The 15,151-nt window shown below is 40.6% G+C and carries 7 protein-coding genes and 1 pseudogene; all 8 read left to right on the top strand.

Annotation, left to right across the window (positions count from 1 at the left end; all coding sequences use genetic code 11):
* Positions 1–112: 112 nt before the first annotated feature.
* The 8 genes and pseudogenes from G7074_RS25535 to G7074_RS25500 all read left to right on the top strand — a co-directional run bounded on the left by G7074_RS25535 (position 113) and on the right by G7074_RS25500 (position 15,033).
* Positions 113–1,449: pseudogene (locus tag G7074_RS25535) on the top strand (DUF5107 domain-containing protein).
* Positions 1,389–3,227, top strand: coding sequence for a hypothetical protein (locus G7074_RS25530; protein ID WP_166212055.1), 1,839 nt, complete (start codon positions 1,389–1,391; stop codon positions 3,225–3,227). The pseudogene G7074_RS25535 and the gene G7074_RS25530 overlap by 61 nt, the downstream one beginning before the upstream one ends.
* A gap of 181 nt (positions 3,228–3,408) precedes the next feature.
* The gene (locus G7074_RS25525; RefSeq protein ID WP_166212052.1) at positions 3,409–3,999 is read left to right on the top strand and encodes an RNA polymerase sigma-70 factor; all 591 of its coding nucleotides are present in this window, start codon (positions 3,409–3,411) and stop codon (positions 3,997–3,999) included.
* A gap of 666 nt (positions 4,000–4,665) precedes the next feature.
* On the top strand, positions 4,666–5,811 hold the full coding sequence (locus G7074_RS25520) for a FecR family protein (RefSeq protein WP_124559768.1): 1,146 nt from the start codon (positions 4,666–4,668) through the stop codon (positions 5,809–5,811).
* Between the two features lie 163 nt (positions 5,812–5,974).
* Positions 5,975–9,439: a TonB-dependent receptor gene (locus tag G7074_RS25515; protein WP_166212049.1), complete on the top strand. Its 3,465-nt coding sequence runs from the start codon at positions 5,975–5,977 to the stop codon at positions 9,437–9,439.
* Positions 9,440–9,452: 13 nt separating this feature from the next.
* Entirely contained in the window at positions 9,453–11,105 is a 1,653-nt protein-coding gene (locus tag G7074_RS25510) for a RagB/SusD family nutrient uptake outer membrane protein (protein ID WP_166212046.1), read from the top strand.
* A 289-nt stretch (positions 11,106–11,394) separates the two neighbouring features.
* A complete protein-coding gene (locus G7074_RS25505) occupies positions 11,395–12,084 on the top strand; it encodes an RraA family protein (RefSeq protein WP_124559771.1) in 690 nt (229 codons plus the stop codon).
* Positions 12,085–12,114: 30 nt separating this feature from the next.
* Positions 12,115–15,033 carry a glycoside hydrolase family 2 TIM barrel-domain containing protein gene (locus tag G7074_RS25500; RefSeq protein WP_166212044.1) on the top strand — a complete coding sequence of 973 codons (2,919 nt, stop codon included), beginning with the start codon at positions 12,115–12,117 and terminating at the stop codon, positions 15,031–15,033.
* Positions 15,034–15,151 lie beyond the last annotated feature (118 nt).

Below are 15,151 nucleotides of genomic sequence, written 5' to 3'. Positions count from 1 at the left end.
AACAGCTTCGCAATTAAGTGGACAGGCCTAAATCAGCCCGACGAAATTACCGTCACTGGTTTTAACCGAACAGCAAAGCGTACTGTTTTTAAACAATAAATCTATTTTCAAAATGAAGAAATTACTCCTTACGTTTTCGATCTGTATTGCTGTAATCGGCACATATGCGCAAAGTAATGCCAGTTTTAAAGAAGATAAGCAGGTATTTACCACCTATCCCTTTTCCGATCCAAACCCCATACCTGCCTTTACGCACATTTACCCATATTTCCGTTACGATGGATTTACCGATAAGGCTGTACAAAAAGAATGGAAAGTAGTAACACTCGAAAATGATTATATTAAACTAACCATATTGCCCGAAATTGGCGGCAAAATCTGGTCGGCTATCGAAAAATCGACAGGCCGCTCGTTTATTTATGATAACCATGTGGTAAAGTTCAGGGATATTGCCATGCGTGGCCCATGGACAAGCGGGGGATAGAACCCAACTATGGTATTATGGGGCATACGCCCAATACGGTAACACCGGTAGATTATGTTACGCGCAAAAACAGCGATGGCAGTGTAAGTTGTGTAATTGGTGTACTCGATTTGTTAACCCGAACCAATTGGACAATGGAAATCAATCTTCCGAAAGACCGTGCTTACTTTACAACCAAATCGTTCTGGTATAATGCCACACCTTTAAATCAACCTTATTACCACTGGATGAATGCAGGAATAAAAGTAAAAGGAAACCTGCAGTACATTTATCCCGGTACACATTACCTTGGCCATGAGGGCGAGCACAGCGACTGGCCAATTAATAAAGAGAATGGTAAGGATATTTCTTTTTACGAACAGAATAATTTTGGCGGCTACAAATCGTACCATGTTTTTGGTAAATACACCGATTTTTTTGGTGCCTACTGGCATGATGATGATTTTGGTATGGCCCGTTACGGCAGTCATGATGATAAAGCCGGAAAAAAGATCTGGATCTGGGGCCTTGCCGATCAGGGTATGATTTGGGAAAAACTGCTGACGGATACCGACGGGCAGTACTCCGAAATCCAATCGGGCAGGTTGTTTAATCAAACAGCCGAAAAAAGCACTTTTACGCCCTTTAAACACAAAAGTTTTACACCCGGCGCAGCCGATACCTGGACCGAATACTGGTATCCGGTATTAAAAACAAAAGGTTTTGTAAAAGCCAACCAATATGCGGCCCTGAACGTGAAATATGAAAAAGGCTGGTTAAAAATTTATTTAAATCCGGTGCAAACACTAACCGATACCCTTGCGGTAAAACAAGGCGAAAAGGTGTTGTACACGAAACAGGTAAAATTAAAACCTCTGCAAACTTTTGCCGATTCTGTAAAGCTGGTTGGCCCGGTTAACAATTTATGGGTTACACTGGGGGCGATAAATTGCAGTACGACTCTAAACCTGATGCAGATGTACTAAGCCGTCCGCTCGATTCGTCCAAAGATTTTGACTGGAACTCGGGCTATGGATTATACCTGCAGGGCAAAGCCTTTATGGATCAGAAAATGTATGCAAAGGCCGAAGAGAAATTAAGCGCTGCTTTAGGTAAAACGCCAGGTTTTGTGCCCGCATTGGTTCAAATGACCGAACTGATGTACCGCAATATGCGCTATAGAGAAGCCTTAGTATTTGCAAAAACAGCTTTGAGTGTTGATACGCATGATGGGGCGGCGAATTATTATTATGGCATTGTTAATAATCAACTCGGAAACACTACCGATGCGAAGGATGGTTTTGATCTGGCCAGTTTAACCATGGCATTCAGAAGTCCGGCTTACCGCGAACTGAGTAAGTTATATTTGGCCGAAAAAAACTGGGACAAAGCCTTAAATTATGCCACTAAAGCCATCGACTTTAACCGCTACGAAATAGGAGCATTACAGGTGCAGGCAATCGCTTACCGCCATCAAAATAAAATCAATGATGCCAAAGCAGTTTTGGATACCATTTTGGTTTTCGATCCGCTTAACGATTTCGCCCGTTTTGAAAAGTACCTGATCCAGCCATCGGCAGAAAATAAGAGCCGTTTTACAGCTGCTATCCGCAATGAGCAACCTACCGAAAGCTATCTTGAATTGGCTGTTAATTATTATCAGATGGGCCGTTTCGACGAAAGCGAACAAGCACTTCAACTGGCACCCGATAATGCTTTGGTAAATTTTTGGCTGGCATTTTTGCAAAATAAAAAAGGACAGTCTTTTGCTTCCGCTTTAGCCAAAGCCGATCAGGCTTCTGCAGCTTTTGTTTTTCCTTTCCGCTCAGAAGATGAGGCCATATTGCTTTGGGCGAATAAACAGCTTAACAGCTGGAAACCCAAATATTACCTGGCACTTTTATACCAAAACCGAAACCAGTTAACTGCAAGCAAAGAATTGTTTAAAGCCTGTGGCAATACACCCGATTTTGCTCCGTTTTATGCCGCACGTGCTGCCATGCATATCGATGCTTCAGAACTGACTGATCTTAAAAGAGCTCAAAGTTTAGATCAGGCAGACTGGCGTTATACCAAACTGTTGGGCGAATATTACCTTAGCCATAATCAAAACAGCGAGGCTTTAAAAACAATCGAACCTTTTTACCAGGCGCATACTGAAAACTATATCATGGGGATGCTGTATGCCAAAGCTTTATTACTGAATAAGCGTTACGCCGATTGTGCCCAACTGCTCGATCAGATTCAGATCCTGCCTTTCGAAGGCGCTACTATTGGTCGCGAATTATACCGGGAGGCGAAACTGATGCAGGCCATTAATGAAATAAAACTTAAACATTACAAACAGGCACTAAGCCTGATTAGTGATGCTAAAAAATGGCCTCAAAATTTAGGCGTAGGCAGGCCTTATGCCGAAAATATAGACGAACGTTTGGAAAACTGGATGGATTACCTGTGTTATCAGAAAATGGGCAACCAACAGGCTGCACAAACCGCCTTGCAGCAGGTTACCGGCTTTAAACCGAAGATAGAAAATACAGTGAGCAATTTTACCGCTGCAAACCAATTGTTAACCGCCTGGGCCATGGAAAAACTTGGACAAAAACAAGAAGCCAGGGCCTGGCTAAATCAACAGGTAAAACAATACCCTAAAGATGCAATTATAAAATGGTGCCAGCAGGTATTTCTGCATGCGCAAGGCGTTAAAGCCGATACAACTGATTCAGGAGTACGTTTAATAGAGCAAATTAGAATGTTAAAATAGCACACTAAAGGATATTTCTGATTAGAGATTACACCAAATCTGCAAATCTGTGGCTTTTAATACCGAATTTTGCATGTGCGAAGGTTTGAAGTCTTTTTAGTCAGACAATAGTGATAAAAAATATATAAATTGAACCCTTAAATTTTTTGCTTAGCATTGTAAAAGCTATTCCTTATAAAAAATGAAACCCGATAACCTGGAACTATGGCCTGATAGTTTGCTTGTGAGCGATATGCAAAGCAACGACCGGACTGCGTTCGAGAAAATTTACAGCAGGTACTGGAGCAAGCTATATTTATCAGCCTATCATATTTTACGCAATAAGGAAGCATCAGAAGATATTGTTCAGGAAATATTTGTAAGTCTGTGGTTAAAACGCGAGTACACTTTGGTTGATAACCTAAACAATTATTTGTTTACTGCTGTCCGTTTTCAGGTGTTTAAAGCCATAAGGGATGGGAAACTACGCACCGATTTACTGCACGATACCGATTTGCTGGTGAGTGCCCATAATGCAGAAAATGCTTTTGCCGAAAAGGAAATAACACAACGTTTAGATGAAAGCATTGAACAGCTGCCGCAAAAATGTAAAGAAATTTTTATCCTGAGCCGGAAAGAGCACCTCAGTGTTAAAGAAATAGCCGCACGTTTAAACATCTCACCTAAAACCGTCGAAAACCAGATTACCATTGCACTGCGCCGCCTGCGTACCGATATGGGCGAGTTTTTATTTTGGACGGTATTGTTGCTGAGCGGTATCTGGGGTAAATAAGCTTTAAATCTATTAACATTTTATTTTACCATTTAAGACATTTAAACTTTCTGGATCGTCATTCCCACGAAAGTGGGAATCTTAATGCTTATGCCTAAGTTGTTTTCACCATATAAGACATTTAAGCGTATTTAAGACAGCTGTTTTTGAAATTTACCATCTTTCGCTAGAGGTGGGTGTCCCCACCCACCTGATAGACCTGTGAATTTTTTATTCCTTTTTAACCAGCTTCTAATAGTATATCGTATAAAATACCTCAGGTGAACTTACGTGTCTAAGGTTGTAATGTATTGTCCGTAACCAAAAGATACCAAAATAACCCTCTAAAACCTAAGCTTATATTTCCTTACTATGACTTATATGGTTAATTTTCTGAAATTAGATTTGTGAATTTTTTATTCCTTTTTAACCAGCTTCTAATAATATATCGTACAAAATACCTCAGGTGAACTCAGGTGTCTAACGTGGTAATATATTGTCCGCAACCAGAAAGACACCAAAATAACCCTCTAAAACATAAACTTATATTTCCTTCTATGACTTATATGGTTATTTTTCAGAAAACCCACTAAAAATAAAGCGCTGTTAAATAGCTTCTTATAAAATAATTAAATTTCTTTTGGGGATACCCCTCGTTTTAGGTACATACACCCAAACCACAGCAAATTGAAAAAAGCAGCATTAACACGTTTAACAGAAAAATATATAGCCGGTACTGCCAGTGGAGAAGAACGCCTCGAGCTCGAATCGTGGTACAATGAACAATTGGCGCAAAATAAATTACAGCATGAAGCGCAATTTGATGAAGCTGAGCATAGCTTAATAGGCGAAAAGATTCTGAATAACATTAACCTGCAGATTAATACACAAGAGCAGACAAAACCTCGCCTGAATTTTTACCGTTGGGCAGTTGCGGCATCAATAGTTGCGGTGTTGGGCTTCGGCGGGTATTGGTTAAGTGAGCGGTTTTCTGATAAAAACACCAATAAAGTGGCTGCTCTAATTAAACCCGGTGGTAATAAAGCCTTTTTAACCTTAGCAAACGGCACTAAAATTAATTTAGACGAGGCCGTTAACGGTACAGTTGCCAATCAGGAGGGTATTAAAATTACCAAAACGGCCGATGGTCAGCTGGTTTATACCATAGTTGAAACTAAAACGGGTAAGCAGGCAACAGGTTACAATACCATCAGTACCCCAGCCGGCGGTCAATATCAGGTTACGCTACCCGATGGAACCAAAGTTTGGTTAAATGCTTTGTCATCGTTAAAATATCCTACTGCTTTTACCGGTAAATACCGTACGGTAACGTTAACCGGTGAAGGTTATTTTGAAGTAGCCAAAAACAAAAATAAACCCTTTAAACTAACCACCGCCAAACAGGAAATCAGCGTATTGGGAACTCACTTTAACGTGAGTGCTTATGCCGATGAGCCCGAAATTAAAACTACACTGGTAGAAGGTGGTGTAGCCGTTAAAAACTTTAGCCCATTGGCTACCGGAGTATTAAAGCCAGGTCAACAAGCCATTTTTCATGGTTCAGATTTCGAAATTAACAAGGTTGATGTAGAAGAGTACATTGCCTGGAAAAACGGTTTCTTTATGTTCAACAACGAGGGCATTAAAGAAGCTATGCAGAAATTAGCCCGTTGGTACGATGTAGAAATCGAATATGTTGGCAATTTCGACGGCATTTATTTTGGTGGTTCTTTTTCTAAACACAACAACCTGCAGGAAACATTAAAAATATTAGAATCAACAGATAAGTTTAAATTTAAGATAGAAGGAAGGAGGATTAAAATTATAAAGTAATACCCTAAATTTTAATCTGAAAAAACGGATTTCGACTGCAATCGAAACCCGCTTAAAGCTTTAGATTAAAAAAATGTCCCAACGATAACCAAATAGTTAAAACATTGTAAATGCAATAGCAACAGCTAAAGGCATTTATATCAACCCAAAACCTAACAAATGTATGAAAATTTACGATTTTAATTTATACCGCGCGGGCAGTATAAAGCATAAAATTCTGTTATCCATGAAGCTAACCATTCTATTTCTTTTTGTAGCTTTTTTACACGTTAATGCGAGCAGTTTTGCACAAAAGAACATTACGCTTAACGAGAAAAATGCATCCTTACAAAAAGTGCTCAAAGCCATTAAAAGCCAAAGCGGTTTTAATGTGTTTTTCATCCAGAGCGATTTAAAAAAATCAAAAGCTGTAAATATTGAAGTTAAGGATGTTTCGCTGGCCGAAGCTTTAAACCAGTGTTTTAAAGATCAGCCCTTAACATATTCTATACAGGCCAACACCATTGTGGTGAAAGAGAGACCTGTAAATGTGGTTCCTGCCAATAAAACAGCACAGGAAACGCCCGTAAATAAGGTAATTGATGTTATTGGTACCATTTTAGATGAAATAGGCAAGGGGATACCTGGAGCCAGCATCAAAGTAAAAGGTAAAGAACAAGGTGCTGCGAGTGATGAAAACGGAAATTTTAAACTGGTTGGTGTGGCAGATGACGCCATATTAATTATTTCTTACATGGGGTATAAAACCCAGGAAGTAAAAGCAGCAGCTAGTTTAAAAATCTCTTTAGTGCCACAAACCAACGATTTAAATGATGTAGTGGTAGTTGCTTATGGTACGCAGAAAAAATCAAGTTTAACAGGTGCTATTGCTACCATTACTCCTAAACAGCTAAAAGAGCGTCCGGTAACTTCTATTCAAAATGCTTTACAAGGTATTTCACCGGGTTTAACCATTTTACAACGCCCTGGCGATGTGAGTGCCAGTGCCACAGGAGGTACCGCTGTAAATATCAGGGGTAGAAGTAGTTTAGCTGGAGCAGGTACACCACTTTACATTATTGATGGTATCCCGGCCAGTTCGCAGGAGTTTGCCATCTTAAATCCAAACGATATTTCTGGCATGTCTGTGCTAAAAGATGCCTCATCTGCAGCCCTATACGGTTCGAGAGCAGCCAATGGTGTAATTATGGTTACCACTAAACGTGGTGGAGGCGATAAAGTAAGTATCGAGTTAAATGCTAATTATGGCTGGCAGTCGCCCACCCGCATCTCTAAATATTTAGGATCGGTTGATTATACTACGCTTTACAACGAGGCTTTAACCAATGTTGGTCGTAGCCCAATGTACACTCCGGCACAAATAGAATTATACAGAAATGGTTCTCAACCCGATTTATATCCAAATACCGATTGGTATAAAGAAGTTTTAAGATCAAGTGCGCCACAAAGTGATGTGAATTTAAATATCAATGCACCTGGTAAAACCACCAGCAGTTATTTAGGCTTAAATTATCTAACTCAGGAATCATTAATTCCAAATAAAGACCAGGACCGTTTTAGTGCAAAGCTAAACACTGAAACCAAAGTAGTAGAGAATATTTTAAAGGTAGGTACTAACATCTCTTTCATTAACCAGGCTTTCGATCGTTTAGGCAATTTATCGTGGACTGAGCTAAACCGTTCTTTGCCAACTAGTGTTTTTCGCCAAAGTAATGGCCAATGGGGTTCGGTAAATAACGGAACGGTAGCCAGCAGCTCGATTCCATACCGTAACCAGGCGCGTATGATCGCCGAATCATCAAAAGGCAGTAACCGTAATAATTTGTTGCAAACTGCTGCCAACGCTACATTAACACCATTAAAAGGCCTTTCTATTAATGGATTGGTTTCGTTAAAGTTTACCAATAACAACAGTACGGCTTTTAACAATACCATGACTCCGATCAATAACTTTTTAACCGGTAATCCGATTGCATTACCAGCCGGACAAGGTACACAGAACGATTTAAGAGAGTACTGGGTTAAAAGAAAAGAATTGTTGGTACAAGGTACAGCAGATTACGAGCGTACTTTTGGTAAACATTATGGTAAGGTAACTGTAGGTGCATCGCAAGAAAGTAATGTGCTTAGAAGTGCATTTCTTGGCCGCAGAAATTTTCCTAATAACGATTTAAGTACCATTATTAATGGTTCAGGTAACGGTGAAGATATGCTATCAGATAACAATGGCGATGATATTATTGCAGGTGTTTTTGGTTTAGCCAACAGAACTGCTGCCGAAGAGTGGTCTATGCGCTCAATGTTTGGCCGTTTTAACTATGCTTTTGACGATAAATACCTGTTAGAGGTAAATGCCCGTATCGATTATTCTTCACGTTTCCGTGATGATGTTCGTAGGGCCTTCTTCCCTTCATTTTCTGCAGGCTGGGTAGTTTCAAAAGAGGACTTTATGAAAAACATCACCTGGGTTGATAATTTCAAGCTTCGCGGTTCTTATGGTTCATTGGGTAACCAGGACGTAGTTGCTGTTGGTAACTATTTTAACCGCTTAAATGCTGGCTTCCAGTATAGCTTTGAAGGTACCGCACAAGACGGGATCTGGCAGGCTGATGGATCATGGCCAACTACCACTTGGGAAAAAGTATACATGACCGATTTCGGTGCAGATATTACCTTGTTTAAAGGTAAATTAGACATCACTGCCGATTACTACATTAAAGATACTAAAGATCTGTTATTGCGTAATGCAGCATTGGCTACTTATCCTTTAACAGTACCTTTTACTAACGCAGCAAGCACCCGTAATACCGGATTTGAGCTGGCTGTTACCCATAATAACCGTATTGGTAAAGATTTTACATTTAGCGTAGGCGGTAATTTATCATTAATTAAAAGTAAAATCACCAAAATTGGCGACAACAACAATGATCGCTTTGATGGTCAGTTTATTCAAAGAGTTGGCGAATCGCTTGGATCTTTTTATGGCTACCAGGCAGACGGACTTTTTGTTAGCGATGATGAAGTTAAAGCACATGCCTTTCAGGATGCACGTACCAAAGCAGGTGATATTAAATACAGAGATTTAAATGGTGATAATGTAATTAATGCAGCCGACCGCACAATCATTGGTAACGATGTACCTTTTGTTAATTATGGCTTTAATTTAAGCGCATCTTACAAGGGGTTCGATTTTAATATCCTTACTTATGGTGTAGCCAAAGTTAAAACCTCTTTGGGGCAGGAAGCTTCAACACCTTTTTTTAACGGTGCAAATGCCAAAGTACAGTTGCTAAATCGTTGGACAAAAGAAAATCCTGATCCAAATGCTGATTTTCCAAGGACTTTATTAACTGCAGATGCAGGTCACAATATCAATCAGCTTTCATCATTTTACCTGTTTAGCGGTTCTTACTTCAGGGTAAGGGGCATTACTTTAGGCTATACTTTACCTCAAAATGCGGTGAAAAAAATTGGTTTATCTAAACTTAGAATTTACGGAACAACCAATAATCCTTTCACCATCATGGCCGATAAACGTTTGGGTGATTACGATCCCGAATCTGCTTCAGGCCGTGGAGGTTACCCGGGTATTAAAACATGGTCGTTTGGTTTAAGTGCTGGATTATAAAATGATTAGAAAAATGAAAAAGATATATATAGTTACAAGTGTACTCTTATTAAGTGTTTTTGTTTCTTGTAAGAAGGATTTCTTAGAAAGGCCACCCCTTAATCAGGTGTCGGAAGCTACTTTCTGGAAAAATGCAAATGATGTTTACTTAGCTGTAAACGGTGTTTACAACCAGTTGCCAGGCGATGATATGGTATACGATGATGCAGCTGCAGATAACGCGCATGCACAATATCCGTGGGAAGGTTCGGCAACAGACGTATCATCAGGTAATGTAAACTCTACTTTAGATGCAGGCTGGGGTTTTACAGCAATAGGTCGAGCCAATTACTTTTTAGATAATGCCGATAAGGTAACCGTTATTGACAAGGCTTTGCTTGATCGTTATAAAGCTGAGGTTCGTTTTATCAGGGCCAACGCCTATTTCTGGTTGATCTGCAAGTTTGGTGATGTGCCATTACAAACTAAAACTGTTGTGCTTGGTGAAGAAAATATACCGCGCACACCAAAAGCGCAAGTATTAAAATTTGTAGTAGATGAGCTGGATGCCATTGCTAAAATTTTACCACAAAGCTATGGCGGTGGTAAACCAAACGAAAAAGGCCGTATTACCAAAGGTGCTGCCCTGGCTTTAAAAGCACGTGCACACTTATACGAAGGTCAGTGGCAATTGGCTGCCGATGCAGCAAGCCAGGTAATGACCCTCGGTTACAGTTTGTTTAAAGTAACTGCCGAAGATGCCCTTAACGCAAAAGATGATTATAGTGTGTGGGTAGATTTTGCTAATGCCGATGATGAGAAAAAATTCCGTTTAGGTTTGCGTAGCTACGAAGCCTTGTTTCAACAGGTAAACGAAGGCAATTCGGAAGTGATTTTAGACAGACAGCGCATTCCGCAACAGGATCCTAATGCTTTAAATACACTGTTACCTTCTGCTGATTTAGGAGGCTGGGGTTCTATTGCGCCAACACAAGAATTGGTAAACAGCTATCCAAGTTATAAAACAGGCGATTTAATTACGCCACCTACGCCAGCGCAACGTGCAGCATGGTATAAAGCCAAAGATCCGGCATTTAAAAACGAATATAGAAACAGGGATCCCCGTTTTTATGCCAGTATTTTATTTGACGGAAACCCATGGAATGCGATTGAAGATGGCTATGTCTTTAAATGGACAGAAGGCGCGGGTAATACCGCTTTAACAGGCTACAGTGTACGTAAAATGGTTGATCCAAAAATTTACCGCGACCAGATCGATAACCACGCTAATAACATCCTGATCCGTTACGCGGAGGTTTTATTAACCTATGCAGAAGCTAAGAACGAATTAACAGGTCCTGATGGCTCAGTATACGATGCTTTAGATCAGATCAGAACCCGTGCTGGTATGCCAGTGGTAGACAGAACTAAATATGCTACCCAGACAACGTTAAGAGATTTGATCAGAAACGAAAGACGTGTAGAGCTAGCCATAGAAGGACAACGTTACATGGACATCAGAAGATGGAAAATTGCACCACAGGTAATGAAATCTATTTTTAGTATCAGCGATGCCGTTAAACCTATACAGGTTAGAACCTGGACTGATAAATTGTATTTAATGCCTGTTCCGCAATCCCAGATAGATCTATCTAGAGGTGTTTTAAAGCAAAACAGCGGATATTAAAATAAAATGCATCTACTTATGCACACACAATGATTATAGCGGCCAGGCTTATCCTGGTCGCTATTTTTTTTTGCATAAATTTATATGATGATTCAATAAATCATCGGCTGAGATTCAATTGCTAAGTGAATTATTTTGTCTTTTTTATTCCTTTTGTGGCTTTAGTTATGGTAAAAAAGTTTAAGAAGTAGGTAACTATGCTTAAAGGTTTTTTTTGCCAATTATCCATTTTTGAATCATAAACAAATACAACATCCCGATACACAATAAGCTGATAACAATGAATACTATGGAATGGCAAAATGACGACGAGCTTTTTGAAATTATAAGAACAGAACTTTATACTGCGGTAATTGGCGACATAATGGATAAGATGGGCCTTCTACACCAGTTTTTGCCACCACAAATACAACCTTTACGTGCCGATATGTTTGTTGCAGGCAGGGCGATGACCGTGCTCGAGGCAGATGTGCTGGAATGTGCGGCATTTGAAAGCAGTAATCCGATCCTTAAAAAGCCATTTGGTTTAATGCTTGAGGCGCTCGATGACCTGAAAAAAGATGAGGTTTACATTTGTTCAGGAGCATCGCCAAACTATGCCTTGTGGGGCGAGCTCATGAGTACGCGTGCACAGATTTTAGGTGCTGCAGGAGCAGTGGTGGATGGCTATTCGAGAGATACCAGGGGAATATTGCACCTGAATTTTCCCTCTTTTTCTTACGGCAATTATGCACAAGACCAGGCACCCCGGGGCAAGGTAATCGATTTTAGGGTACCGATTGAAATTAAAGGAGTTTTAGTTAATCCCGGCGATATCGTGGTTGGCGATATAGATGGGGTTTGTATTGTGCCCAAACAACACGAAGTTGAGGTGATGGTACGTGCACTTGAAAAAGCAAGGGGAGAAAAAATGGTGCAGAAAAAGATTTTGGAAGGCATGAGTGCCAAAGAAGCATTCGATAAATACGGTATTATGTAAATATATTTTAATCATAACAAACACACACAAATGAAACTATTTTATAAAATATTTACCGTTTTAACGATGCTGGGAGGTGTGGTGCAGGCCCAGATTCAAAAAATAAGTTATACAAGCTCCGATCAACAGCTAATAAAAATCAACCGGATTTCGCCTGCTGCCTCAAAACAGCCTGATAAAATTGCTTTGGATGGTACCTGGAAGTTTTCGGCTGATATCAATGCACAACCTTTAGATAAAAATATTCAGGTACCCGGCGAATGGGTAATGCAGGGCTTTGAAGTAAAAAACTCAGTTTATGCCGGTTATCAGAGAACATTCGAAGTGCCTGCGAGCTGGAAAAACAAACGCATTAAACTTCGTTTTGATGCCGTGTACAGTGATGCCGAAATTTGGGTTAACGGCAAGAAAACCGCATCGCATTTAGGAGGTTTTACACCTTTCGAAATCGATATTAACAACGTGGTAAAATGTGGAGCCAGCAATGAGTTATTGGTAAAAGTAAAATCAGAAAGCAAAGCCGATTCATTGGCCAGCGCATCTACCTATGCAGTACATCCCTTGGGAGGCATTTCACGAAAAGTGTATGTAATGGCCCTGGCACCTGTAAATTTTGCCTATGCCGATGTTAAAACCATTTTGGATAAAAACTACGAAAATGCCACGCTCAGCACTGATGTAATTATTGCCAACGAACAAGATGGAAAAACAAACAACCTGAGCCTCAAAGCTTCGCTGTTTAAAGCAGACGGAACAACGTTGGTTACCGAAAAAACAATTATACTTAATCAAACCATTGCTAAAGGTGAATACCTGCAACAAAATATCAGTTTCGATGTGGCAAAACCAGCCAAATGGGATACCGAACACCCCAATTTGTATGTGGTAAAATTGAGTATTTTACAGGATGGTAAAACCGAAGATGTAATTACCAGGAGCATCGGTTTCCGTCAGATAGAAGTGAGGGGCAACCGGGTTTTTGTAAACAATATGCCCATTAAACTGCGTGGTATCTGTCACCACGAAACCATGCCTTTACGCGGCCGCTCAGTAGGCGAAAACATGTGGGAGAAAGATGTGGAGCTTTTCAGGGAGGGCAATGTAAACTATTTCCGTACCTCGCATTATCCACCAGCCGAAGAACTGATTGATGCCTGCAACCGCCTGGGGATGTTTTTAGAAGTAGAAGCACCTTTTTGCTGGGCCGAAAATACTACGGTGCCGGCGGGTACTGAAATTTACCAAACCCTGATGGTCGATCAGACTGTTGATATGGTAAATTATTTCAGGTCAAACCCTTCAGTATTAATCTGGTCGATGGGTAACGAAAGCGGCAAATACAAAGAGTATTTCAAAGAAACCGCTAAGCTGATTAAAGCATTCGACCCAACGCGTCCACGCAACTTTAGCCAATACGGACCCGATGCCGACGAGGGCGACCTCGAAATTACCAATCACCATTATCCCGGACCAACAGGGCCACAAACTTACCGCAATTACAAACGCCCAATTGTTTTTGATGAGTATGTACACTTAAATGCCTACAACCGTTTGGAGTTGGTCACCGATCCAGGCGTGCGCGATGCCTGGGGAATTGGTTTCGAAAGCATGTGGGAAAACATGTACCGTACTGATGCAGTTTTAGGTGGAGCCATTTGGGCGGGTATTGACGATACTTTCTTTTTACCCAATGGTAAAACCGTTGGTTATGGTACCTGGGGACCGCTTGATGGCTGGAGAAGACCAAAACCAGAATACTGGCACATGAAAAAAATCTATTCGCCGGTAAAAATTAAACTCGCCGAGAACTGGAATGATGGTAAAATTGTCGTCGAACTTGAAAACAGATTACTCTTTAGTAACCTGAACGAGTGTAAAATAGTTTGGAGTTTAGCAGGCGAAAGTGGTTTAATTACAGCCGATTTAAAAAGGAATGGTAAAACAACAGCCAATGTTGCAGTACCTAAAAAACCAGCTCCGGCCGATAAAATGAACGTTGAGGTCTACGATCCACGCGGTGTACTGATTGATATTTATGAGTTCGCAGTTGTACCCACCATCACCGATCTAACTTCAGCACAAAAAACAGTGAGTGAACAGTGGAGCTACAGCCAAACCGCTAATACTGTAACTGCCAAAAATGGTACAGTAAAGGTGCAGTTCAATTTAGCCAGTGGCGATGTAGAACAGGTTAGCCAAAATGGTAAAACGGTTTGGAATACAGGCACCAGGCTCATGGTTTTACCACTAACAGGTGAGGGCAGAGGGACACAAATGACAGGCGAAAGCCAGCAATTCGATCCCTTTACCAGCGTATGTAAAAACCGCATTGTAAAAGATATTAAGCTGCTTAAAGCTAAAAATAGTTTTACACTGAGTGTTACCGATGCTTACAGCGAAGCCAGTGGTACCACTAATTATGTTTTTTCAGCCAATGGGACCGTCAAAATCGATTATAAGTACACCATTCAAAAAGAGATTAATCCACGTCAGTGGGGCCTGGTTTTCGGTTTGCCAGAGCGCTTTCAGGAATTGGATTGGAACAGGAATGCCCAATGGGATTATTACCCGGCCGATCATATTGGCAGGCCTGTGGGTAAAGCATGGTTAAACTCAGTCAATGAAATTTCTGGACCTGCTGGTCCGAATAAATTACCAGCTTCACCATGGAGTTTAGATAGAAATGATTTGGGTACCAACGATTTCCGTTCAACAAAAATGTATATTAACAAAGCGGCTCTAAGTAATGGAACATCTTCTTTTAAAATAACAGCTAACGGACAGCAGCACGTCAGGGCATGGAAAGAATCGGTGGGTATTAAAGCCCTGGTAGCTGGCTATAGCAACATGGGAGCCGAAAGGTTTTTTAGAGGGCACGCCGAAAAAATGGATCGGCCGCTAAAAGTGGGCGATGTAATACAGGATAGTGTTATACTTCAGTTGAGATAGGAAGTTTACCGTCATTTCGACCAGAGTGCCTGCCTGTGCAGGTGGGGAGAAATCTTTGTTTATGAATAATTGCTAAGATTTCTCCATTCCGCTACGCTCCAGTCGAAAAGACGACTAA

Origin of the sequence: Pedobacter sp. HDW13, assembly GCF_011303555.1 — a bacterium.
GTDB lineage: Bacteria > Bacteroidota > Bacteroidia > Sphingobacteriales > Sphingobacteriaceae > Pedobacter.
This window is presented reverse-complemented; position numbering and strand designations above follow the sequence as displayed.